Below are 23,934 nucleotides of genomic sequence, written 5' to 3'. Positions count from 1 at the left end.
ACGTGGATCTGCGCCGCGTGCGTCTCCGCCGCGTGCGTCTCCGCGGCATGCGGGGGCCTGTCCGTCAACCGGTGATGCGCAGGATGGGGTCGTCGAGCGAGCCGCCGAGCATCTGCGCGCTGAATCCCTTGCGCAGTGCGTAGATGAACGGGTCATTGACCAGCGGCACCGCGTCCACCTGCGAGATCAGGGCCTTGGCGGCCGTCTGGTAGGCGGCGCAGCGGGCCTTGTCGGTCGTCGCCTCGGCGCCCTGGGCGAAGGCCTTGTTCACGACGGGGTTCTTCACCGCGCCGAGGTTGCCGCCGCCTTCGGGGACGGTCGGACCCACGAAGTGGCCGAGCGGGTTGGCGACGCTGCCGAGGAAGTTGAGGTCGGCGAAGACCGTGAGGTCCCAGGCGTCGGGCTTGCCGAACACGGTCCCGACCCAGGCCCCGACGTCGACGTTGGAGAGGGTGACGTCCGCTCCCGCGGCCCGCAGCGCCTCCTGGATGTACTGGTTTCCGGCGCCGGCGGGCCCGACGACCTGGGGCCCGACGAGGCGGATCTTCTTGCCCTTGAGCACGCCGGCCGCCGCGGCCTTGTCCGTCGGCACGAGGAAGGAGGAGCTGGGGTCGTTGCAGGGGACGCCCTTCTGCACGAACATCGTCGACGGCTCACCCGTGTCCTTCGAGACGACCTTGGTGAAGGCGGCGCGGTCGACGGCCTGGGCGACGGCCCGGCGGGTGGCGACGTCCGCGAAGACCGTGCCGGGTCGTTCGTTGAAGAGCAGGTAGAAGTCGGAGAACCGGCTGATGCTCACGCTGTGGCCGCCCACATTGTCGAAGCGCGGGATGCCGGAGGCGTCGATCTTGCCGATGTCGAGCTGACCGCTGGTCACGAGGTTGCCGGTCGCCGTCGGGTCGGGCGAGACCAGGTACTCCAGCGTCGTGGCGACCTTGCCGGGGATCTTCGTGCGCCAGGCGGGCCATGCCTTGTACTCCGGGCGAAGCGTGTAGGAGTACGAGACCCCGGACTGGGACTTCTCCAGCAGGTACGGGCCGGACTGGGAGCCCTTGGCCTTACCGGCGGCAAGGGCCTTGAGGTCCTTGAGTCCCGCCGGGCAGACGATGCCCGTGCTCGCGACCGACAGGCCGGTGACCATGTCGCCCCACGGTCTGGCGAGCGTGATCTTCACCGTGTGCGCCGCGTCGTCGGCGGTCACTTTCACCGTGTTGCCGGGGCCGAAGATCGTGGGGAGATCGGGCGCCGCCGTCTTCGGGTCGATGTAGCGGTCGAGGGAGCCCTTGACGACCGTCGGCGTGATCGGCGTCCCGTCGGCGCAGGTCGCGTCGGTGCGCAGGGTGAACGTGGCCGAGGTCGGCGTGTTCTTCCACTTGGTGGCGAGCCCGCCGACGAGCCCGCCGTCGTCCTTGCGCACGAGGGTGTCGTAACTGTCCCGGGCGAGCTGGTAGTCCGGCAGGGACAGAGCCTTGGCCGGGTCGAAGCCGGCCGGCACGTCGATCGTCGTGCGGATCTTCGTCGTCGTGGCGGCATCACCGCCGCTCGGGTCTCCGGCCGTCGATCCCGTGGTGGTACAGCCGGCGAGTACGGCCGTCATGGCGACGGCAGCGGTCACAGGGACCGCGCGGGTACGGGTCTGGCGCATGGGTGCTCCTGGAGAGGGATGTCGCGCTCTGCGCAGGTCTCAAGGAATCGGGCGGGACGAGCGCGAGCAGTTCGGGGGTGGAGGCGGTGCGCGCGGCGCTCGGTGGACGCCGCTGAGGCAGCGAGCCGTGGAGCACTTGGTGTGGAGAGGATGCAGCCAAGTGAACGACGTAGTCAATAGCGTTAACTATCTTTGTGCGTGCCACCCCTGCCGCCGGTTTTCGGCCGCTGGAACGCCGCTGGACGGTGGCCGCGAGGACTGACGCGTGTCAGTCGCGCGGAAGCGTCGCCGCCTCCGCCTCGAGGGCCGCGAGGAGGATGTCCATCTGCCGGTGGAAGACGTCGGTCATGTCGAGGCTGCGCAGGTGCTCCTTCGCCGCCTCGGCGTAGGGGTACGCGTCAGGATCCGCCGACTGGTATTCCTGCACCCAGTTCACCTCGGCGCCGAACCGCTGGTTGACGAGCCGCCAGGCGTTGTTGCTCGCCATGGCGAGGATGAAGTTCGAGAACGCCTGGTAGTGCAGGACGGCCGCCCGGTCGCGCCAGCCGCCGCGGTGGAACGCTTCCAGGACGGCGTCGACGGCGCGCAACTCGTGCACGCCCCGGGTGACTCTCCCCATGCAGAGCGCGGCGGCCGCAGGGTGGTCCAGCGCGGTGTTCCAGGCACGGATCGCCAGGTCCCGCAGTGACTCGGTCCACGACTCGTGCGGCTCGTACCCCTCGAGAGAGATCCTGTCGAGCTCGTCCGCGACGGCGACCATGAGGTGGTCGCGACTCGCGAAGTGCCGGTAGACCGCGGTCGCGGAGGAGGACAGCTCCTTGCCGAGGCGCTGGAAGGTCAGCGCGTCCGGCCCGTCCTCGTCGAGGATCCGCAGCGCGGTCGCCAAGATGAGCCCCTGGGAAAGGGTTCCCCGCTGGAGCCGCTTCGTCGGCCGGCCTCCGGCAACTGCCACGTGAACGCCTCCCTCGGACGGACGGCGAGCTCACGCCGCCGCGGCCTGCGCCTTCTCGCCGGCACAAGGAAACCAGCCTAAGCGACCGGTGTTGAGCGGATCGTCCTGGGCCCGGTCGCCGTCTCCAGGACGCTGTCCGCGGTCGGGGCCGGCAGGTCGTCGACGATGCGGCCGTCCGCGAGGAACACCACGCGGTCCGCGTACGAGGCGGCGATCGGGTCGTGGGTGACCATCACCACGGTCTGCCCGAGGTCGCGCACGCAGTCGCGGAAGAAGGCGAGGATCTGCGCGCCGGAACGCGAGTCCAGGTTGCCGGACGGCTCGCCAGCACGGTGAGCGTCGCCAGCAGGTTGAACGACTGGAAGACGAAACCGATCCGGTCCCGGCGCGTCGTGGTGAGCCGCTTGTCGTCGAGGCCGGCCAGTTCGCTGTCGCCGATCCGGGCGGAGCCCGCGGTGACCGGTTCCAGGCCGGCCATGCAGTGCATCAGTGTGGACTTGCCGGAGCCGGACGGACCCATGATGGCGGTGAACTGCCCCCGCAGGAACTCGACACCGAGGTTGTCCAGGGCAGTGACCTGGGTCCCACGCTCGCCGTAGACCTTGCTGAGGCCGACAGCGGACGCTGCTGCTGTGAGGGAATCGTCGGTCACCGGGCTCCTCCAGTCGTAAGGGGCTCCCAAGGTGACGGGCGGGCGGTACCCGGCGCATCTGCCTGGAGGCATACGCCGCAGGGCCGATGCCCCGCCCTCCCCGCGCGCCTACGCTCGGGCCATGCCTCCTGATCCGAGCCCCCCGCTGCCGGCCCGGCTACGGCCGGGACAACCGGCTCGCGCTGGAGCTCGCGGGTTCCACCGCGTACGGCCTGTCGGCCTGGGGTCTGCCTGCCCACGGCACCGGCCTTCGGCTCGTGGCGGCAGCCGCCGGGCCCGGGCGGCCCTGCCCCTACGCGCCGGCCTGTGCGGCATCATCGGCACCGCACCGGACCTGACAGTGGTCGGCGAGGCGGCCACCGGCACCGAAGCCGTCGCCCTAGCCCTCGACACACGCCCGGACGTCGTCCTCATGGACGTCCGGATGCCCGACATGGACGGCATCGAGGCCAGCAGGCTCATCACGAGCAGCGGCCCCGTACGGGTACTCATGCTCACCACCTTCGACCTGGACGAATACGTCTACGGTGCGCTGCGCGCCGGAGCCAGCGGCTTCCTGCTCAAGGACGCCCCGCCGGCGGATCTGCTCGCCGTCGTCCGGGTGGTCGCCGCCGGGGACGCACTGCTCGCCCCAGGCATCACCAGACGCCTGATCAAGGAGTTCGCCGCCCGGTCCGCCCCCGCACCCCCGATGCCGACAGGCATCACCAAACGCGAACGCGAAGTCCTTGTCCTGGTCGCCGAGAGCCTGTCCAACTCCGAGATCGCCCGGCAACTGCACATCACCCACGGAACCGCCAAGACCCACGTGGGACACCTCCTGACCAAGCTCGGGGCCCGCGACCGTGTGCAGTTGGTGGTCCTCGCCCACCGCACCGGCCTCGCCGACGGAAGCTCATAGTGGCAATGAATGGCCTCGCGGGGCACGTGTGGGTCCTCTCCCTCCCCGCGGCGGTCTGCGCGCTGATCATGGTCCAGCTGCTGGCCGTACGCAGGACCGCCGGTTCCTCCCTCACGGGAGCCGTCGTGCTCACCCTGGCCGTCGCCGCGATCCCCGCCGTACGCGGTGAACCGCCGCACTACGTGGCGGGGGTCGCACTGACGGCCGGTGGGGTGGTGGCGGTCGTCTGGGCGACGGGCCGCTCCCGCCGGCACCGGTCGGCCCGCCGGTCCGCGCTGGCGGACTACGAGGCCGGTACGGCGGCGGTCCCGCTGTTCGCGGCGCTGGCGGAACGGGACCGGCTGGCGGCGGAGCTGCACGACGTGGCCGCGCATCGGCTGACCGGGATCGTGGTGGCCGCGGGCGCCGCGCTCAGGCTCGCCGACCGGGAACGGACCGGTCACGCGCTGCGCCACGCCGACGAGGCGGGCCGGGAGGCCGTCCGCGAACTGGAGCGCCTCACCGAACTGGACGCGACCGCGGCCGGCTTCACCGAGGTCGACGCGCTGGCCGCCGCGCACTCGGTGGACTACCGGCGCACGGTCGACAAGGCGCCGGCGGGCAGCACGGACGCGACGTACCGGGTCGTCCGGGAGGCGTTGACCAACGCGGCCCGGTACGCCGAGGGCGCGACAGTGCGCGTCCGGATCGAGCCGACGGACGACCGGGACAAGCCCGTACGGGCCGGCGGCGATCACCTGTTCGTCGTCACCGTCACGGACGACGGCGGTACGGCCGTCGAGCCGGGCCTCGGGACCGGGCGCGGTCTCGCGGGGCTGGCGGCCACGGTCACCGCGACGGGCGGAACGTTCCGCGCCGGACCTCACGGCGAGGGAGCAGGCTGGCGCGTGCGGGCCTCGCTGCCCGCGGCGACGGTCCTTCCCCTCCGCCGGTGGCCCCTGTGGCGTGGGACGGCCGCGCTCGACTACGCGCTGGTGGCCCTGGCGATCGCGCTGTCGCTCGGCGCGAGCCTCATGACGGCCGAGGCCCCCTTCGGCGGCCTGCTGCCCGCGCTGGTGACCGTCGTGCTGTCGGGCCTGCACGCCGTGCCGCTGGCCTGGCGCTCACGGGCGCCCGGCCGCGCGCTCGCGGCGGTGCTGTCGGCGCTGCTGCTGTGGTGGGCCTGCGACCGGACGGGCTGGACCCAGCCGCCGGTGAGCGACATCTTCCTGGTGTACGGGTGGGTCGAGCTGACGCTCGCCTACAGCGTCGGAGTGCGTCTGCCGTGGCGCCGAGGCCTGTTCGCGCCGCTCGCCGTGGCCGCCGTGGGCGGGCTCGCGCTGGCGAGCGGCAGCGGCATCACCGGCAGCCGTACGGCGGCCTGGACCGTACTGGCGGGCGGGCTGGCCCTCCCCGCCCTCGCCGTCTGGTCGTGGGGGCGCCGGACCGCCCGGCGACATGAGCGGCTGCGGGCCGCGGACGCCCGGCGGCGGGTCCTGCTCGACGGGGACGCCGACGCGGCGGTGTCCGCGCAGCGTCTGCTGTTCGCCACCGGGCTGCGGGACACGGCGCTCCGGCACGCGCGGGCGGTCGTCGCCGCGGCGCAGGAGGGGGACCTGCGGACCGTGCGGGAAGAGGCCCGCGCCGGACTGACCGCTCTGCGGCACCTGCTGTCCGGGCTGCGTGCGGGGGACGCCGCCGACGACGCCCCTCCGCCCACCGTCTCGGGGATCACCGCGCTGGCCGCGCGCTACGGGGCCGTCGTCCGGTACGTCGGAGCACGCCGTCCGCTGCCCGCCGCCGTGGAGGTCTTCGCGTACCGGACCGCCTCCGCGCTCATGGCCGTGGGCGTCACCCTCACCGTACGCACGCTCCCCGACGGCGTGGAGGTCTGCGGTCCGGCACCCGCCGTTCCCGCGGTGGAGCGGCGGCTGCGCGCCCTCGCGGACGCCGCCGGCGGTAGCCTCTCGACGACCGACCGCGGTGCGGTACGTGTGTGGCTCCCGGAGGCGTTCCCATGGCGATCAGAGTGACCGTCGCGGACGACCAGGCCGTCGTACGGGCCGGGATCGCGGCGATCCTCGACGCGGAACCCGACCTGTGCGTCGTCGGGCAGGCGGCGGACGGCGACACGGCGGTCGAACTCGCCCTGTCGGCGCGGCCGGACGTCGCGCTGATGGATGTCCGCATGCCGGGGATCGGCGGGCTCGCGGCGACCGCCGCGATCACCGAACGCAGCCCCGCGACCCGTGTTCTGGTGCTCACCACTTTCGGTCTCGACGAGTACCTGTTCGCCGCGCTGCGCGCGGGGGCCGCCGGTTTCCTGCTCAAGGACGCCGAGCCGGAGCGGGTGATCGACGCGGTACGGGTGGTCCACGGGGGTGCCGCGCTGCTCGATCCGGCGATGACCCGCAGGCTGATCGACCGGTTCACGGACGGGCCCGGTCCGCTCGACGCGGCCCGGCTCGACCCGCTCACCCCGCGCGAGACGGAGGTGCTGCGGCAGGTCGCGCGGGGGCTGTCCAACGCGGAGATCGCGGCGGTGCTGGGGGTGAGTCCGCCCACCGTGAAGGACCACGTCTCCGTCCTCCTCGGCAAGCTCGGCGTACGCGACCGGGTGCAGGCGACGATCGCCGCGTACGAGACGGGGCTGATCCGGCCCGGCAACGGGCCGTGAGGTGAGTCGTCACCCCGCCGTGCGGTGGGGGTGACACCCCGCCGCAGGGCGGCCCTCGCCCGCGGCCGAACCGTCCCTGAGCTGGACGGATCGCCCGCGTCGGCTTCCTAGCCTCGAAGGCATGTCACGCATACTTCTGCACCGTGTCGCCGGCGGGGTTCTGCTGTTCCTGGCGCTCTCACTGACCCCTGCCGTGGCGGTGGCCGGTTTCCTCGCCGCGGCGTTCGTCACCGCGAGCGTGCCGGTCCTGGTCGTCGTCGGTCTCGGCTGCGGCGCCCTGGCCGGCGGACTGCTGGGCCGGGCGGCGTTCGCCCTGTTCGGTCTCGACCGCCGCCGGGCCCTGCGGGCGTCCGCGTTCCTCACGGCCGGCCTGACCGCGGCCGTCGCCGTCCTCGCCGCCGTCACCGTCCTGCGTCCGATGCCCACCACGACGGCCGCCCCCGTCCCGCCCGGCGTGCGGTTCTGGGATCTGCCGACCGGTTCACGCATCGCCTACGTCCACGCCCCCGCCACAGGCAAGGCCAGACCGACCCCGGTGATCTTCCTGCACGGCGGTCCTGGCACCCCCGCCGAGGGCGTCCCCACGGGGGGCCGTGAACTCGCGGCCGACGGCTTCGACGTCTACTCCTACGACCAGCTCGGCGCCGGCCGCTCCACCCGGCTGCGGGACGTCACCGGATACACCGTCGCCCGCCAGGTCGCCGACCTGGAAGCGATCCGGCACACGCTCGGCGCCGACCGGATCATCCTCGTCGGCCAGTCCTGGGGCGGATCACTCACCGCCCAGTACCTGGCCGCCCATGGCGAGCACGTCGCCAAAGCGGTCTTCACCTCGCCGGGCGCGCTGTGGGGCCGTCAGTACCCCGGCTCCAAGGCCGGGGAACCCTGGCACCGCCTCTCCCCCGCGCAGAAGGACCGGCTCGACCGGCTGAACAGCGCACCCCGCCTCATCGCGGCGAGTCTGCTCCTCCAGATCAACCCCGGCGCCGCGCACGCGCTGGTCGGCGACCGCGAGGTCGACCACTGGATGCACGAAGTCGCCCTCCAGGGAAAGGACAGCACCTCGTGCCAGGACGCTCCGCCCACCAGGGCGCACGACAACCCACAGGGCTTCTACAGCAACCAGCTGACCGTCAAGGACTTCGAGCGGCTCCCCGACCCCCGGCCCCGTCTGCGCACCCTGCGCGTCCCCTCTCTGATCATGCGAGGGGAATGCGACTTCATCAAGCCCGCCGTGACCGCCGAGTACCAACACACCCTCGCAGGCTCCGAGTTGGTGACCGTCAAGGGAGCCGGGCACTCCATCTCGGGCGAACAGCCCGACCGCTACACCGCACTGCTGCGGGCCTTCCTCCTGGACGAACCGCTGCCGAAGGGCACCGGCTGAGCCCGGAACGGGCGGTCGGGCCCGCCTCCTGCGGCCGGTGCCCCGGGTCAGGTCACCGGTTCGGGTGCAGGACGACCTTGGTGTAACCCTCGACGCGCTTGTCGAACTTTTCGTACGCCGACGGCGCCTCGTCGAGCGACAGCTCGTGCGAGACGACGAAGCCGGGCCGCGCACGCCCCTCGATGATCATGTCGCGCAGCTGCCGGTTGTACCGCTTGACGTTGCACTGGCCGGTACCCAGCCGCAGCCCCTTCTCGAAGAGCCTGCCGACCGCCACCAGCAGCTTGCCCTGCTTGGCCTGCTCGTCAGGGCCGCCGGGGTCGGAGGGAACGTACAGGCCCGGAATGCCGAGCGCTCCGGTCGGTCGCACCGTCTCGACGAGCGAGTTCAGGACGGTCGCCGGTTCCTCGCGCTCCTCGCCCCGTGCCTGGGCCTGGTAGCCCACCGCATCGATGCCCTTGTCGGTGCCTTGTCCCTCCGTCTGGTCCTTGATCTGTTCCACCGGGTTGCCCTCGCCGAAGTTGACGGGGATCGCGCCGATCTCCTCGGCCTTCTGCAGCCGCTCGGCGACCCGGTCGACGACGAACACCTTCCTGGCTCCGCGCAGCATGGCCGAGTAGGCGGCCATCAGACCCACCGGACCGCCGCCGTACACCGCGACGCTCTCGCCCGGACGGACGTCGGCCAGTTCGTTGCCGTGGTAGCCCGTCGGGAAGATGTCGGCGAGCAGGACGAAGTCGCTCTCGTTGGCGTCGCCCTCCGGCAGCTTCAAGCAGTTGAAGTCGGCGTACGGCACCCGTACGTACTCGGCTTGGCCTCCGCTGAACGGACCCATCGCGACGTAGCCGTACGCACCGCCGGCGAACCCGGGGTTCACGGTGACGCAGAAGCCCGTGAAGCCGGCCGTGCAGTTCTTGCAGAATCCGCAAGCGACGTTGAAGGGCATGACCACCCGGTCGCCCGCCTTGAGCGACGAGACGCCGTCGCCGGTCTCCTCGATGATCCCAAGGTTCTCGTGGCCGAAGACGATGCCTGGCTCAGCGGCAGTACGGCCCTCGTACATGTGCAGGTCGGAACCGCAGATTGCCGTGGACGTCACGCGGACGATCACGTCGTTCGGGTGTTGGAGCCCGGGCTTCTCCACTTGCTCGACCGCTACTTCGAACGGTCCCTTGTAGACGACGGCCTTCATGCCTACGCACCTCCGCTCGGCACTGCTGGTGTCACACCTCGGTCATTTGTGCTCTATCTCATGTTCTGTCCGTTGTGCGCCTTAAGCCAAATTGGCTACTGTCATCACGTACGTGCGGATCACGCGAGCCCGCTGACCAATGCCCCGGGAAGGGGAAAGCCCACCGTGACGCCACGCCTCGGGACCCTGCTCGTCCCCGTGTCCGGACTGTCCGGCACCACCTACCCCCCAGGAACCGCCGTGTCGATCAACGGCCGGGGGTCGGCAGTCGACGGTTTCGTCAACGGAGACTGGCTCCCCCTCGCCTGGTGGGAGTTCGCCGAGGGGCGCGGAGAAGACGCCGCGGAAGCCTGACCGGCCGTACCACCCGCCACAAGCGTCTCCGCAGAGGCTTGACGATGCGAGGAGGGGGACCTACGGTCCCCTAGACCGCCGCACGATCGGTCGATCTACCGAAACATTCGACGGGCCTGCCACACCTTCAGCGGTCAGTCCGTCGAACGTCGAACTCCACGCACGTATCAGCACGGCCGTAAAAGGCGCGGAGCGCAGATGCACGGCACGACGAGGCAAGGCGTTTACCGACACGGGGACGAGAAAGCACAGGTCGGTGCCAAGTCCCAGAGGGAGGAAACACATGTCGTTACAGCGTGGTGCATCCAGGGACGGGGAGGGGTCGGAATTACCGAGTCGTCGGGCCGTTCTGGCGACGATGAGCGCCCTGCCGGTCCTCGCGGCCACGACGCCGGCCAGGGCGGCATCCCGAACAGCGTCCGCGGCGGCGGTGACCGTCGACCCGTCGGCGACGCGGCAGACCATCCGGGGATTCGGCGGCATGAACCACCCCCTCTGGATCGGTGACCTGACATCTGCCCAGAGGGACACGGCGTTCGGTAACAGCGAAGGACAGCTCGGGTTCTCCATGCTGAGGATCTTCGTCTCCGAGGACCGGGCGAACTGGAACCGCGAGGTCGCGACGGCGAAGCGCGCGATCGAGCTCGGGGCGACCGTCTTCGCATCGCCGTGGAATCCCCCCGCTCAGATGGTCGAGACCTTCGTCCGCGGCCAGCAGACCGACGCCAAGCGGCTTCGGTACAACATGTACGGCGCTTATGCGCAGCACCTGAACGACTTCGTCGCGTTCATGCGGACCAACGGAGTGAACCTGTATGCCATCTCCGTGCAGAACGAGCCGGACTACGCTCATGACTGGACGTGGTGGACTCCGAGCGAGATGACCAGGTTCCTGCGAGAGAACGCCGGCTCCATCAGTACCAAGGTCATCGCCCCGGAATCCTTCCAGTACGTGAAGAGTTTCTCGGACCCGATCCTCAACGACGCGGGAGCACTCGCCAATCTGGACATTCTCGGGGCGCACCTTTACGGAACGTCGTTCCAGAATTTCCCCTACCCCCTCTTCAAGCAGAAGGGCGGGGGCAAGGAATTGTGGATGACCGAGGTCTACTACCCCAACAGCAGCGATTCGGCCGATCTGTGGCCCCAGGCGCTCGACGTGGGAGAGCACATCCACCGCGCGATGGTGGATGCCGAGTTCCAGGCGTACGTGTGGTGGTACATCCGGCGCGGTTACGGCCCCATGCGGGAGGACGGGCGGATCAGCAAACGCGGTGCCGGCATGGCGCACTTCTCGAAGTTCGTCCGCCCAGGGCATGTGCGGATCGCAGTGCCCCCGAACCCGCAGGCGAACGTCTACTTCTCGGCGTACAAAGGGAGCGGCTCCCGGATCGTCATCGTCGCCGTCAACAAGGGAAACTCGCTGGTCAATCAGCAGTTCACCCTACAGAACAACACCGCGTCCGGCGTGTCGTCCTGGGTGACGGACGCGAGCAGAAATCTCGCGTCCCAGGGCAGGATCGCCGTGACGAACGGCTCCTTCACAGGGCAGCTTCCCGCTCAGAGCCTGACGACCTTCGTGACCGGGTAAAAAAATGTACTCATCAGACAATGCTGGGGCAGTTATCCAATGGAGCCATTGAGCCTTTTCAGGATTTCCGCTCCAGGGTGAGGACGTACGTCAGGGCGATCATGCCGCACACGGCGGCCGTCGCCCCGACGTGACCACGGGGCACCCACCAAGGGCCCTGGCCATGGGCCTGACCAGCCGCCGGGTACAGCAGTCAGATGTCTCCGTACCCGAGGACCGGCTTGGGATCGGCCGGCAAAGTCAAGCTCACGGCAGCACCCGCTCGTTCTCGATGTGAGCGAGGGCCCGCTCCAGCCAGGCCAGCAGGTCACCCTCGACTTCGGCGCGGTTGGTCTCGTTGAACAGTTCGTGCCGCGCTTCGGGGTAGATGCGGTAGGTGATGTCGGTGAGGCCGGCCTGCCGGTAGCGGTCGACGAGCAGGTCACTCAGCGCGAGCCCGGCGTTGAGCGGGTCCCGGTCGCCGACCAGGACGTAGACAGGCAGGTGTGCCGGGATGCCCCGGGGCTGCGCGAGTGCTGTCGAGGCGGCGGCGACCTGCCGCATTCCCTCGGCGTCGAGGCTGGAGCCGCAGAGCGGGTCCGCGAGGTAGGCGTCGACGGCTTCGGGGTCACGGCTGAGCCAGTCGAACAGCGTCCGAGCGGGCTCGAAGCCTTTGTTGAGGGCGACGAGCGGGTCCCCTGTGTCGGCCGCCTGGTTGGCGAGCATCGCGTCGACCGCGGTGGTGCCGGCCAGAGCCAGGGCGTCGATGAGGTGGGAGTGGTGCAGTACGTACTGCTGCGCGGCGAAGGAGCCGAGGCTGTGACCGAGCAGCACCAAGGGCAGACCGGGGTGCCGCTCCCGGATGGTCTCGGAGAGTGTCACCAGATCGGCGACGAGGCTGTTCCAGCCGTCCTCGCCGAGATGGCCGGGTGCGGCGTGCCTGCTGAGCCCGTGTCCCCGGTGGTCGCCTGCGTACACGGCGAAGCCCTGAGCCGTCAGCGTCCGGGCGAGCTCGGCGTATCGGCCGGCGTGTTCGCCCATGCCGTGCGCGATCTGCACCACACCGCGCGGCGGGTCGGCGGGCTGCCACACGTGCACGTGAATGCGCACGCCGTCCTTGCCGCTGTCGAAAGTGAACATGGTTCTCCTGGGAGGGGTGAGTGGTGAGGCGTGGTCGGTGCCGGTTCAGCGGTCAGTAACCGGCGCCCAGGTAACCGGCCACGATCCGGGACCGGTCGGCTCTCAGTTCCCGGGCCGTGGCCTGCACGGTGAGTTCGCCGTGGGAGAGGACGCAGCCTCGGTCGGCGATTTCCAGGGCGAGGCCGACGTGCTGCTCGACGAGCAGCACCCCGCAGCCGGAGTCGTCGGCGAAGCGCCGGACGACGGGCAGCAGTTCCTCGACGATGACCGGGGCGAGGCCGAGACTGAGTTCGTCGAGCAGCAGCAGCTTGGGACGACGGGCCAGAGCGCGTCCAAGAGCGAGCATCTGCTGTTCTCCGCCGGACAGCAGGCCGGCCTTGCGGTCCCGCAGGCGGGTCAGGACCGGGAAGTACCCGTACGCCGCCTCCTCGTCGAGCCGTTCTCCCCGGTGTCCCAGCCGCAGGTGTTCCGCCACGGTCAGCCCGGAGAAGATGCCCCTGCCCTCCGGGACATGGGCGATGCCCCGTCGCGCGCGGGCCGCCGCCGGCACCTGGTCGAGGGGTGTTCCGGTGAAGGTGATGGTGCCGGCGGAGGGACGCAGCAGCCCGGAGACGGCCTTGAGCGTGGTGGTCTTGCCCGCGCCGTTGGCGCCCAGCAGGGCGACGACCTCGCCTGCGCCGACGGTGATGTCGAGGTTGCGGACGACGGGGGCTCCGTCGTAGCCGGCGGTGAGGCCGGCCACTTCCAGGACGGGTGTGTTCATGATGTCTCCGGTGCGGTGCTGGTAACCCCGGGTCGGCCGGTGGTGAGGGAGTAAGGAGTGCCGCCGTCCGGTACGGGTGCGTCGGCGGGCTGGACGGCGGACGCGCCGAGGTAGGCGGTGATGACGGCGGGGTCGTCGCGGACCCGGCTCGGGGGTCCCGCCGCGATGACCTTGCCGAACTCCAGGACGACCAAGTGGTCGCAGATGCCCATCACCAGGCCCATGTCGTGGTCGATGAGGAGCAGTGCGGTGCCGGCGTCGGCGACGGCGCGCAGGCGGCGGCCGAGTTCGGCGCTCTCGGCGGTGTCCAGGCCGGCGGCGGGCTCGTCGAGGCAGATGATGCGGGGGCGGGCGGCCAGGGCCCGGGCCACGCCGACGAGTTTGCGCTGCCCCTGGGACAGCTCGGCCGGGGACGCGTCGGCGAGATCCTGCAGGCCCACAGTGGTGAGGGCATCGGCGACGGCGGAGGGCGGCGGTGTGCGGCGGCCGAAGGTCTCGCCGAACGCCCTGACCCAGGTCGGGTGTTCCGCCGTCACGCGCAGGTTCTCCGTCACCGTGAGGTCCTCGAAGAGTTCGCTGCTCTGGAAGGTGCGGGCGAGGCCTCGGCGGGCCCGGGCGTGCGGTGGCATGCCGGTCAGGTCCTCGCCGTCCAGTTCCACCCGGCCCCGGGCGCCGACCAGCCCGCTGACCGCGTCCACGAAGGTGGTCTTGCCCGCGCCGTTCGGGCCGATCAGCCCCACCAGTTGGCCTTCGGCGACATCCAGGGTGACGTCGCTGAGTGCGTGGACGCCGCCGTAACTGACGCCCAGCGAACGGACCTTGAACATGCTCATCGTGCGACCTCCTCGGGGGCGGGCGCCGTGTTGGCCCCGGCCGTGTCCGGCGTGGCGCTCTCGGCGTGGGCCTGGGCGGCTTTCGCTGTGCGGGCGGCTTGCTTGGCCTTCTTGCGGCGGTGGTTGGCGCCCGCGATGCCGTCCGGGTTGGCGATCAGCGTCAGGATGAGGGAGATGCCGCCGAAGAGCAGGGCCCAGGTCCCCTTGATGCCGAACCACTTGTCCAAGGCGTGCGGGATGAGTGCCTCGGTGGACATCAGGCCGGCGATGACGGCTCCGGAGACCATCGTGATGCCGCCGATGTAGGCGAAGCCGATGAGGCCGAGTGCGGCCAGCGCGGTGAACCGGACCGCGCTGACGGAGCCGAAGTTGTAGCCGTACAGGGTTCCCGCGGCGCTGGCGATGAAGGAGCTGATGGCGAACGCCGCGATCTTCACGGCCCGTACGTTGACGCCTGCCGCCGCGGCCGCGCGCTCGTTGGAGCGGACGGCGAGCATGCGCCGCCCCAGTCCGGTGCGTCTGAGGTTGGCCACGTACAAGCCCAGGGCGACGGCGACGGACAGGACGAGGAAGCCGAAGAGGGGGCTGGGTTCGTTGCCGTCCAGGCCGCGGAAGGCCGCCCCCGGACCGAGGTCCACCCCGAACAGGCGGGGAGGGGGCACGGTCACTCCGGCGGTGCCGCCGAAGGAGGTGTTGGTGAACAGGGCCTGTTCCATCGCGAGCGCGGCGGCCAGCGTGACGACGGCCAGGCTCACGCCGCGGACCCGCAGGGCGGAGATGCCGGCCGCCACACCGAGCAGGGTGGCCAGCAGGGTCGCGCCGAGGGCGTTGAAGGGGAAGGGGATGTGCAGTCCGGTCGCCAGGTGGGACAGGGCGAAACCGGCGGTGCCGGAGAGCGCCAGCTGCATCACGGAGATCTGTCCCACGTAGCCGGTGATGACGACGTACGAGAGGACGATGATCGCGCCGATCAGCGAGTTCGTCAGCGCCTGGCGGAAGTCGAACGGCAGCACGATCAGGGCGAGGGCGGCGGCGGCCGTGGCCAGGACGGCCGGTCGCAGCAGTCGGTCCGGCAGCGGTACGGCGGGCAGCCGCTGCTCGACGAGTTCACCGCGGCGGGGCAGGCCCGCGCCCTTCACGTAGAGCGCGACGATCATCAGGATGAAGATCAGCAGTTGCTGGAGTCCGGGCATGGCGTTGCCGTTGTCGGTCGGGAACCAGCTCTGGGTGGACAGGTAGTAGACGACCGACTGCATGACGCCGATGAGGATGCCGGCGGAGCAGGCGATCCACAGTGAGGTGAATCCGGCGAAGAGAGCCGCCGCCAGGGCGGGGACCACCTGCAGCGGGAGCGTGACGGAGTCGACCTGGACGATGGGTGCGGCCAGGACCCCGAGCAGCCCCGCGATCAGCGCGGACAGCAGGGTGTTGGCGAGGGAGACGCTGTTGGGTGACAGACCGGCCAGCAGGGCCGCCTGTTCGTTCTCCGAGGCGGCGCGGGTGGCGAGCCCGAACCGGGTCCACCGGTACAGGGCCCCGAGGGCGAGCGCGACGGTGATCACCAGCCCGGTCAGGAGGAAACGGTCGACGGGCGTGGTGACGCCCAGGACGGTGACGGCGTCCGAGGGCAGGATGCTGGGGGCCTGCTGGGGCTGGGTTCCGAACACCAGCAGCACGGTGGCCTGCAGGGTGAGCAGAATGCCGAGTGACGCCGCGAGCTTGGCCAGTGGTGAGACCGCGCGCAGGGGCTTGAACACGGCTGCCTCGGTGAGCACACCGACCGCGAGCGCCGCCATGAGCGCCCCCGCCATGGCGGCGGCGGTCGGCAGGGAGAAGCCGAAGAAGCCGGTGCTCAGAGCCCAGAAGGTGTAACCGGCGACCATCGCGACGGCGCCGGTCGACAGGTTGATGATGCCCGAACCCCGGTAGGTCGCCACGACGCCGAGTGCGATGCCGGCGATCAGTGCCCCCTGGCCCAGGCCGAGCACGGCGAAGAGCAGGATCTGTTCCATTTCTTACTCCTGGAGCGCCGTGTTCCTGAGGCCATAGGAAGGCCGTAGGGGAGCCGTCGGGACTCGGGAACACGGCACGGGAAGGTCTGTCGCGGGCCGGAGGCGACCCGGGCGGACGGTGGGGACGGTGGGGGCGATGGTCACCGGGGCGGGCGGAGCCAGTCGGTCAGCGGCTGGAAGGCGCCCTTGCCCTTGTACTGGTAGAACCGCGCCTGGTCGTTGCAGACCGCAGGGGCGTCCGGGTACTTGGCGCACTTGACCTCGGCGGCACCCATGACGACCGGCCCGGTGAACTTCTTCAGCTGCGCGGAGACAGCAGCCGGGGTGATCTTGTCGGCTCCCACGGCGTTGAGCGCCTTGGCGTACGTCAGGATCGTGCTCCAGCCCAGGGGTGCGAAGACCTGGGAGGCGGTGGCCTTGTCCAGCCCCACCTGGCCGGATGCCGCCAGGAACGCCTTGGAGTCGGGGGCCGAGGTGTCGGTCGGCAGCGTCTGGGCGACGCCGTACGTCCATGTGGGCAGATCCCCGCCCAGGCCCTTGGCCACGTCCGGTGACATGCACAGGGGCGTGGACACCACGGGCTTGTCGATGCCGAGTTGCTTGATCGCCTTGGCGACTCCGACGCACCCGGAGCCGATCGTGATGGGCACGATGACATCGGCGGAGTTGGCGCCTGCCGCGGTGACCGGGCCGATCAGGTCCGTGGCCTGCGCGTCGAAGCCGACCGACTTGACGGTGAGGCCGGCGGCCTTGAGTCCCTTGACGGCTGCGCTGGAAGCGATCTTGTCGCCGGGGGTGTTCGTGTGGATGACCGCCGCCGTCTTCGCCTTGAGGACGTCACGCGCGTACGTGCCCCAGGTGCCGAAGATGTGCGGCAGGTCACCGAAGGTGCTGTAGGTGTTCTTCGCCATGGGCAGGGTGGGCCCCGTCGCCACGCCGACCAGAACCGGCTTCTTGCCCGCCACCACGGAGTTGAAGGAGGCGTCGCCCAGGTACAGATTGCCGAGGGCGATGGCGGATACGGCCTTGTCGCCGAGCAGTTGCTGACCGCACTTCTGCCCCTCCTCCTCGGCGGAGACCACCGTGCAGACGTTCAGGGCGAGCGGGTGGCCGCCGATTCCGCCGAGCTTCTCGTTGACGTACCGAACGGCTGCCTTGGCGCCCAGTGTCGCCTCCGGGCTGCCGCCGGGGCCGCCCTCGACGTTCACCCAGCCGAGCGTGACCGGGGACAGGCCGGAGTCGGCCTTGCCCGCCTTGCCTCCCACGTAACTCGGATAGTCGGTCACCACGGCGGCCGACGGGCGGGTGTCCGCGGCGGCTGACGAGTCGGCTGCGGCACCTCCGGCCGAGGCCGAGCCCGGGTTCTGCGCGGCACTGCAGGCGGTGAGGCCCAGGACGGGCGCCAGGAGGGAGGCGATGAGACTCAGTCTTCGGACACGCGGATGGGTAGGCATACGAGACCTCCGTGGGCGAAGCGAAAGGGAGTCATGCCGAGGCATGCACAACGGGGAGCCGAACGGCCGGCCGGGGACCCGGAGCGCATGGGGTGACCAGCGCAGAGGGGCGGCTCGGAGGCACGGAAAGGCCTGTTCAAACGGCCTTCCCGAGGTTTCGTAACTTTCTTACGAACCGGGAATCTAGGTGTAGGCTTACCCCCTGTCAACGCCTCGGTTCACTTTGATTTAACGATCAAGCAGCTCGATTTAACGATCAGGCAGAGGAGGGGGAGGGTGTGACGACGCAGGCCGGAAGGCGCAGACTGCCTCGGCGATCGCTCGAGGAGACTCGGGCTCTCATGCTGGAAGCGGCGACCAAACTCGTCTGTGCGGGAACCGCCGACACCAGCGAGGCCGCGGTCTCCGCCGCACTGGCCCACGTGCGGGTCAAGCAGGTGACGGAAGAGGCCACCCGCATCATCCGGGACCGGCTGGGCGACAAGGCGGCACCGGCGGTCACCACGGGATCGATCTACCAGATCTGGCCGGCTCAGGCCGATTTCCAGGCCGAGTTGTTGTTCCACCTCACCTCCCGGCAGGCGGAACTGGTACCGGGTCTGCCCGACAGCATCCGACGCTTCCAGGAAGCCGTCGAGAAGGGCATCACCTGGCAGGAAGCCCTCAATGACGTACTGACCGACAACCACAGGAACCACCGGGTGGACCCGATCTACCGGGTGATGCTCGGTTTCTACGCCAGCGCCGCGAACCCCCGTGTGCGTGAGGCCCTCGGGCACTACGGCGAATCGTTCACGAAGGTGGCCTGCGAGGCGTACCAGGCCCTGCTCGACACGTACGGGCTGCGCATGCGTGCGCCCTACCAGGTCGATCACCTCGCCACCAGCATCGCGTCCCTGCTGGACGGCTTCCACATGCGGTGGATCGCCGGCTACGGGGACCTGGCGGACCCGCACGGCGACGAAAACTGGTCCCTTGTCACAAGGGTTGCCGTCATGCTGTTCGACCAGTTCACCGAACCCGTACCCGCGGACGGCGCTTCCTGAGGTCTCTGCCCCTGCTGCGACCCGCACGGGGCGGCGCTGGACATCGCGTCCGGGAGGGCGAGCCGGCCGTGGAACCGGGACGGAGGGCAGAGTGGCAGCGGGGGTCGGCCGGCCCGGGAACGAAGGTGAGGGTTGCCGCCTGACGGGTGGCCTCGCTGGAGGCTGTGGCGCACGGACCGGATCATGCGTGCACGGGATCACCGCCGGCGACAGCGGCCGGACCCGAGGCAAGGGGCAGCGGCCACACCCTGGCCGACAGCCCCGAAACCCCCGTGACCGCCCCCGCCTGTGGCCCCGCCGAGCACCAACTGCCAGGCACCTACGCTTCCGACAGCGTCGACCGGAGCGGAGACAACGGCCGGGTCACCGTAGTGCTCTGCGGGGCCTACCAACTCGACCTGTCCCGCACTCACCCGCTGCTGCTGACCCTTCCGGATCTGATCCACTTGCCGGCACAAGCAGACCGCCATCCAGAGTTGAGCGCGGCCCTCGTGCTACTGGCCGCAGAGGTGGAGAACCCGCGTCTGGGCACGGACGCGGCCGTCCCCGCGCTGCTGGACGTGCTGCTGCTCTACATCCTGCGCATCTGGTTCAACGGACAGTCCTCCCTGGGCAACACCACCGGATGGGCTGCCGCACTCAACGACCCCCCGGTCACCGCCGCCCTCCACGCCATCCACCGAGACCCGGCTTCGCCGTGGACAGTGGCGAAACTCGCCGCGGAGCCGGGCTCTCCCGGGCTCCGTTCGCCAGGCGCTTCGCCCTGCTGATTGGTCAACCGCCTCTCGGCTACCTGACATGGTGGCGAATGACCACGGCGGCGTGCCTGCTGCGGACATCCGACGCGCCCTTGAGATCCATCGCCGCTCAAGTGGGCTACACATCCGAGTTCGCCTTCGCCAACGCGTTCAAACGAACGCACGGAACGGCACCCGGTGCGTACCGCCGGAGGAGCTGAATCCGGTGCTGACCCTGGCTACGTTCAGTTGTGCGTGGCTGGGCATCGGAACACACTGAGCCACCGGCGGTCCGTAACTCAAGCAGCTGGACGAGGTCCGTCTCCGACCGCCCCGACGTCCTGACCACATAATCCACGGAGCGTCACACGAAAGGACCGAGTGACCACTCCGGGAGGCTTCTTCTTGGGGCGCGTTCGGACGGTTCGTTCATTTCCGTCTGCTCCATCCCCTTCGGTGCATTTCCATCTTTCATCTGAACCAGACAATCCGCCACCAATGACGATACTGAGGCGGGGTTGGTCCGCTGTCAACTTCGGCGCCACAATTGCCAGTCGATGCCTCCAGAACGACTGAAGCCGCATGCTTCTGCACGAGCTGGAGCTGTCAGCGCTCCGTTTGCACGATCCCTGAACTCGCCATACGCTGGAAATCACTTATCTTTATCGCCTCGCAAAGCCGCCTCGCAAAGCCGCCTCGCACTCCACGGAGGTGCAGCTAAGAGGATCCGCGCTATCCCTTACCCTCCCGGCCATTAGAGGGGTGTCGGAAAATGAGAATGAGCCTGACCGAGCTGCGCGCCCTCGCCACACAGGCAGGGTTCACTGGAAATGACATCAAAATCGCGGCGGCCGTGGCCATGGCAGAGTCCAAAGGCGACCCAGAGGTCATCGGAGACCAGGATGTGGTCGACCACAAGTGGGGGCCGTCCATTGGTCTCTTCCAGATACGCTCCCTCAAGCATCCAGGGCAGTTCTCCCCGCCGGACACACTCAGGGTTGCGGCAAAGCTCAAGGACCCGGTCTACAACGCCAAGACGGCAAAGGCCATCAAGGACGCACACAACTGGAAGCAGTGGTCCACGTTCGTGAACGGAGCCTACAAGCAGTTCATGGATGGCGGGCCCGCCGGCCCCGCCAAATTCGAGCCGTTCCCCGGTGCGTCGTTCTTCCACACCGGACAGAAATCGCCGATCATCGCCGCAATGCACCAGCGGCTCGTCGCCGAAGGCTGCAACCGGTACCAGTCGAGCGCCCACGCCGACGTATGGGGCCCGGGCGACGTGAAGTCCTTCGCCGCCTGGCAGCAGAAACTCGGCTTCAAAGGCAACGACGCCAACGGCATCCCCGGCAAAACCAGTTGGGACAAGCTACGGGTCCCCAACGTCTAAGACTTGGGCATGACGCTGCTTGTCATCATCTGAAACCTGGCGACGGAAGGAGTACGACCATGGCCGACAAGTGGATGCCAGGCGCCATCAAGGCGGATGTCGGCGATCACGCCCCGTGTGACGTGCAGTTTCCAGCAAAGGCGATTGCGCATATCACTGCGGACAAGAAAGCCACCGCCGCGCACCCCATAGATCTGGTGCCGTTCGCCAACCTCAAGAGCTTTTTCACCGGAGGCGGCAAGGAATCGGCCCCGCACATTCTGTGGGATCCCTTCACTGGCACGTTCGCCCAGTTCTTTCCCGCCGACTCCCGAAGTAAGGCAGTCTTCGAAAAGCCTGGCGGCACCCGCACGAACCGCGCCGGCAGGGTGGTGATCCAGATTGAGGCGCTGTTCTTCCCTCACTGCCGCCTCGACGGCAAGGTGTACGCCAAGCTGACCGATACGCCGTGCAAGGGTTGGGAAAAACTCGACGCGTGGATACGGTCCTGGGGTGTGCCGGACACCTGGCCCATGGGCCGTCCGACCGACTTCACCTCGCATCGCAGCGAGAGCGTCTGGGAAACCAAGGGCGGCTGGTACGCACACGCCCACGTCCCCGAGAACGACCATGTCGATCCCGGCTCGTGGCCGCAGTTCGTGAATTCACACCCCGTCCCCGGGTCGGATACCGAGCCGTTCCCCGGTGCGTCGTTCTTCCACACCGGACAGAAATCGCCGATCATCGCCGCAATGCACCAGCGGCTCGTCGCCGAAGGCTGCAACCGGTACCAGTCGAGCGCCCACGCCGACGTATGGGGCCCGGGCGACGTGAAGTCCTTCGCCGCCTGGCAGCAGAAACTCGGCTTCAAAGGCAACGACGCCAACGGCATCCCCGGCAAAACCAGTTGGGACAAGCTACGGGTCCCCAACGCCTGACCGTCCACTTCGGACAACGAGTTCAGCGACGATCCCATCGGCCGACAGGCCTGTGATCCACGGATCACAGGCCTGTCGGCCGGTTCGCGTCCGCACTTCGACCGAGCTTCGACTGCGCTAACGACCACCGGAGACGAAAAAGACCCCTCGGCTCCCGAGGGGCTGACCAGTTAGTCGTCCCACCCCGGCCTGCGCACCAGACGTACTGGCATCTGCGCCGTGTGAGCCTCCCCCCAGTACCCGGAGCACACGCCGTTCACGGCACTGCTCAACCGGACTTCACAGACCAACGGCCTATCGCCCCCGCCCGACCACGGCATGGACACCCCGGCTGCCGCAGGAGCTCAGTGCGGCTGCCGTGATCAGCCCCCGTCAGTTGCCGGACTCACCAAGGGATCCCCGGCCGGCGCCACCGCAGGCCGGGGACTCCTTCTCGTGCGTAGCCGTGCGGCCCCCGTTGAACGGTGCGGCGGCAGTGCCGTTGGTGCCGAAACCGCTGTGGGTGATGACCACACCATCCGTGGCGGCGGCGCCGCCCGGGAACTGGGCATAGCCGAGCAGACCGCTGCGTAGCCGGCAGACCCAGATGTTGAGGTAGGCGTCGGCCGGCCAGGCGTACTGGCCGCCGCCCAGCGAGAACTTGACCGCGTCGTCCGTGTCGAAGTCCCGAAGCGGGGTCGGGGTGCGGGTGATGCCGTGCGTGGGTCGGCCGAGCGGGTCCGTGGTAGCGAGATGGAACTGGACACGGGCGTCGGCCGCTATGGACTGCCACACCGCGGGCACGTTGACGACGTCGGGATTCTGCGAAGACGCCGCGGTCGGCGACGAACGTCGGTGCGCGATGCTCGGTGCCCGCCCACCGCGCGAGCAGTTCTGCGGGACACAGGCCGACGGCGGTGTTGTCGTCCAGCGCGCTTGGTCCTGGAGGAATACATCAGCCACGGCCGTTCATGATCGCGGTTGTGGTGGCACTGAAAGTGATCCAGAACCCAGGTTCAGCCGCCGCCGACAGTCCTGCGTACCAACCGGACCGTTTTCTCTTCGGAACACCCGTGAAGGGATCAATTCGGACCTGGCAAGCCCACAAGTGAATCCAGGATCTTGGCGGCCTTTGCCGATCAGCCCTCATCTTTGTCGTTTTCCCAGGTCAGATGTGCTGATCAGCGTCAGACCCGTGCGGTGCTTGTCGGTCTGTTCCTGTCCTTGCGGCCCCTCGATGGCCCCTGAGAGCCGAGACAGACACTCGCCACAGCAGCCGCCGAGTCCGCCCGGTTCAGCCAAGAAAATGGAACCGTCGCGCAGCGGAGTCCCTTACCGACGAGATGGCACTCCGCCCCTCGACCCGGGGTGGAGCACCATCCCTGACGCCAAAAGGCGATTTCGTCCACCGGACTGCGCACGGCCCTGGGCCGCAGCGTGTCGATCGGATCAGCCAAGGACGTATGTCTCATCGCCGAAGTCAGCGACGATCTTCAGTTTGCCGCCGAGCGCCTTGACGTAGGCGGCGAGAGTGTCGACCTCGCTGCGTTCCAGTTGGCCCTTCTCGATGCGTGAGACGCGGGCCTGGGTGACGCCCATGGCTTCGGCGACCTGGACCTGCGTGGTGTGCTGCCGCTTCCGCAACTCGGCGAGGCGGTGCACACGGGAGGCCAGGACCATCGCCTGCGCCCCTTTCTGGATCTGATCCTTTTCGGCATCGGTGAAGGCGAAATCCTCAGCCAGGTCTCCCCAGGAGACGGCCTGCGGGTCCTTGAGGTGATCAGTCATCGTGCCCCGTCCTCTCCATCGATTCGCTTCAGATGCTCCGCATACGCCTGCTCCGCCTGGGGCACCGCGACGCGGTACCAGGCCGACCCGTTGCCCGCCTTGTCACCGCCGACCAGGATCACGGCCTGACGGTCCGGGTCGAACACGAACAGCAACCGCACTTCCGTGGACCCTGCCGCACTGCGCTGCGCGTGCGACTGCGGCTCGCGGCCGGCGAGCCCCTGATGCGGCTATTTGAATTCCCCACCCTGCACTCGGGCTCGGGACGGACCTGCTCGCCTCGTCTCCCCACCCTCTGCTCGCAGGCAGGCCGAGTTCCAACTCGCTCTTCTGAGCCGCATCCGATCAGCGGGGCGGTGATCGCCTTGTCCGACCGCGCCATACGCAACCCCCATCGTCCGCCACCTGGCAGAACAGCGACACCAGGTCTGAAACATCGTCCTGACCGGCGCTCTCTCAGCCGACCTCGCCCGCGCGCACCCGCCGTGCCGGTGTCTGCGTTCTGGGTGGATGGCAGTCCGTACGGCGCAACCAGCAAAACAGAACGAATCGGTCCGGAGACACCG

General features: G+C 69.2%; 19 protein-coding genes and 3 pseudogenes. 10 read left to right on the top strand and 12 right to left on the bottom strand.

Annotated elements, in window-relative coordinates; translation table 11 throughout:
* Positions 1-64: 64 nt before the first annotated feature.
* The 3 genes and pseudogenes from B5557_RS30810 to B5557_RS30800 all read right to left on the bottom strand — a co-directional run bounded on the left by B5557_RS30810 (position 65) and on the right by B5557_RS30800 (position 3,321).
* Complete coding sequence (locus B5557_RS30810) at positions 65-1,645, bottom strand: ABC transporter substrate-binding protein (RefSeq protein WP_079662509.1); 1,581 nt, start codon at positions 1,643-1,645, stop codon at positions 65-67.
* A gap of 268 nt (positions 1,646-1,913) precedes the next feature.
* On the bottom strand, positions 1,914-2,597 hold the full coding sequence (locus tag B5557_RS30805; protein ID WP_231976088.1) for a TetR/AcrR family transcriptional regulator: 684 nt from the start codon (positions 2,595-2,597) through the stop codon (positions 1,914-1,916).
* Positions 2,598-2,674: 77 nt separating this feature from the next.
* A pseudogene (locus tag B5557_RS30800) lies at positions 2,675-3,321 on the bottom strand (ABC transporter ATP-binding protein).
* Positions 3,322-3,535: 214 nt separating this feature from the next.
* Between B5557_RS30800 and B5557_RS30795 the strand changes: the two are divergent.
* From B5557_RS30795 to B5557_RS30780, 4 genes are all read left to right on the top strand, one after another.
* Positions 3,536-4,150 (top strand): response regulator, encoded by a 615-nt coding sequence (locus B5557_RS30795; protein WP_443031371.1) that lies wholly within the window; start codon positions 3,536-3,538, stop codon positions 4,148-4,150.
* 5 nt (positions 4,151-4,155) lie between these two features.
* Entirely contained in the window at positions 4,156-6,162 is a 2,007-nt protein-coding gene (locus B5557_RS30790) for an ATP-binding protein (protein WP_079662506.1), read from the top strand.
* Positions 6,147-6,806: a response regulator gene (locus B5557_RS30785; RefSeq protein ID WP_079662505.1), complete on the top strand. Its 660-nt coding sequence runs from the start codon at positions 6,147-6,149 to the stop codon at positions 6,804-6,806. The genes B5557_RS30790 and B5557_RS30785 overlap by 16 nt, the downstream gene beginning before the upstream one ends.
* Before the next feature lie 121 nt (positions 6,807-6,927).
* Positions 6,928-8,193: an alpha/beta fold hydrolase gene (locus B5557_RS30780; protein WP_079662504.1), complete on the top strand. Its 1,266-nt coding sequence runs from the start codon at positions 6,928-6,930 to the stop codon at positions 8,191-8,193.
* Positions 8,194-8,245: 52 nt separating this feature from the next.
* Here the strand turns inward: B5557_RS30780 and B5557_RS30775 are convergent, their stop codons facing one another.
* Positions 8,246-9,385 carry a glutathione-independent formaldehyde dehydrogenase gene (locus B5557_RS30775; protein ID WP_079662503.1) on the bottom strand — a complete coding sequence of 380 codons (1,140 nt, stop codon included), beginning with the start codon at positions 9,383-9,385 and terminating at the stop codon, positions 8,246-8,248.
* 165 nt (positions 9,386-9,550) lie between these two features.
* On the opposite strand from B5557_RS30775, the gene B5557_RS30770 reads away from it, so the two are divergent.
* Both B5557_RS30770 and B5557_RS30765 read left to right on the top strand, forming a co-directional pair.
* Positions 9,551-9,739, top strand: coding sequence for a hypothetical protein (locus B5557_RS30770; protein ID WP_079662502.1), 189 nt, complete (start codon positions 9,551-9,553; stop codon positions 9,737-9,739).
* A gap of 430 nt (positions 9,740-10,169) precedes the next feature.
* Positions 10,170-11,330 (top strand): glycoside hydrolase family 30 beta sandwich domain-containing protein, encoded by a 1,161-nt coding sequence (locus tag B5557_RS30765; RefSeq protein WP_269460188.1) that lies wholly within the window; start codon positions 10,170-10,172, stop codon positions 11,328-11,330.
* Positions 11,331-11,576: 246 nt separating this feature from the next.
* Here B5557_RS30765 and B5557_RS30760 read toward each other — a convergent pair whose 3' ends face one another.
* The 5 genes from B5557_RS30760 to B5557_RS30740 form a co-directional block, all read right to left on the bottom strand.
* A complete protein-coding gene (locus B5557_RS30760; protein ID WP_079662500.1) occupies positions 11,577-12,449 on the bottom strand; it encodes an alpha/beta hydrolase in 873 nt (290 codons plus the stop codon).
* Between the two features lie 52 nt (positions 12,450-12,501).
* A complete protein-coding gene (locus B5557_RS30755) occupies positions 12,502-13,212 on the bottom strand; it encodes an ABC transporter ATP-binding protein (RefSeq protein WP_079662499.1) in 711 nt (236 codons plus the stop codon).
* On the bottom strand, positions 13,209-14,045 hold the full coding sequence (locus tag B5557_RS30750; protein ID WP_079662498.1) for an ABC transporter ATP-binding protein: 837 nt from the start codon (positions 14,043-14,045) through the stop codon (positions 13,209-13,211). Before B5557_RS30750 ends, B5557_RS30755 begins: the two co-directional genes overlap by 4 nt.
* The gene (locus B5557_RS30745; RefSeq protein ID WP_079662497.1) at positions 14,042-16,057 is read right to left on the bottom strand and encodes a branched-chain amino acid ABC transporter permease; all 2,016 of its coding nucleotides are present in this window, start codon (positions 16,055-16,057) and stop codon (positions 14,042-14,044) included. Before B5557_RS30745 ends, B5557_RS30750 begins: the two co-directional genes overlap by 4 nt.
* 140 nt (positions 16,058-16,197) lie before the next feature.
* Positions 16,198-17,511, bottom strand: coding sequence for an ABC transporter substrate-binding protein (locus B5557_RS30740; protein WP_079662496.1), 1,314 nt, complete (start codon positions 17,509-17,511; stop codon positions 16,198-16,200).
* A 341-nt stretch (positions 17,512-17,852) separates the two neighbouring features.
* Between B5557_RS30740 and B5557_RS30735 the strand changes: the two genes are divergently transcribed.
* The 4 genes and pseudogenes from B5557_RS30735 to B5557_RS30720 all read left to right on the top strand — a co-directional run bounded on the left by B5557_RS30735 (position 17,853) and on the right by B5557_RS30720 (position 21,601).
* Entirely contained in the window at positions 17,853-18,557 is a 705-nt protein-coding gene (locus B5557_RS30735) for a hypothetical protein (protein WP_079662495.1), read from the top strand.
* A gap of 233 nt (positions 18,558-18,790) precedes the next feature.
* A pseudogene (locus B5557_RS30730) lies at positions 18,791-19,515 on the top strand (AraC family transcriptional regulator); the annotation flags it as partial.
* A 557-nt stretch (positions 19,516-20,072) separates the two neighbouring features.
* A complete protein-coding gene (locus tag B5557_RS30725; protein WP_079662494.1) occupies positions 20,073-20,684 on the top strand; it encodes a peptidoglycan-binding protein in 612 nt (203 codons plus the stop codon).
* A 59-nt stretch (positions 20,685-20,743) separates the two neighbouring features.
* Positions 20,744-21,601 carry a peptidoglycan-binding protein gene (locus tag B5557_RS30720; protein ID WP_079662493.1) on the top strand — a complete coding sequence of 286 codons (858 nt, stop codon included), beginning with the start codon at positions 20,744-20,746 and terminating at the stop codon, positions 21,599-21,601.
* Positions 21,602-21,973: 372 nt separating this feature from the next.
* On the opposite strand, the gene B5557_RS30715 is transcribed toward B5557_RS30720, so the two are convergent.
* The 3 genes and pseudogenes from B5557_RS30715 to B5557_RS30705 form a co-directional block, all read right to left on the bottom strand.
* Positions 21,974-22,543: a hypothetical protein gene (locus B5557_RS30715; RefSeq protein ID WP_180291669.1), complete on the bottom strand. Its 570-nt coding sequence runs from the start codon at positions 22,541-22,543 to the stop codon at positions 21,974-21,976.
* 486 nt (positions 22,544-23,029) lie between these two features.
* A complete protein-coding gene (locus B5557_RS30710; protein ID WP_079662454.1) occupies positions 23,030-23,368 on the bottom strand; it encodes a helix-turn-helix domain-containing protein in 339 nt (112 codons plus the stop codon).
* Positions 23,365-23,532 (bottom strand): annotated as a pseudogene (locus tag B5557_RS30705) (type II toxin-antitoxin system RelE/ParE family toxin); the annotation flags it as partial. The pseudogene B5557_RS30705 and the gene B5557_RS30710, both read right to left, overlap by 4 nt.
* Positions 23,533-23,934 lie beyond the last annotated feature (402 nt).

The sequence above is a fragment of the Streptomyces sp. 3214.6 genome, assembly GCF_900129855.1.
GTDB lineage: Bacteria > Actinomycetota > Actinomycetes > Streptomycetales > Streptomycetaceae > Streptomyces > Streptomyces soliscabiei.
The sequence above is the reverse complement of the archived record's forward strand: the minus strand, read 5'-3'. Positions and strand labels throughout refer to the sequence as shown.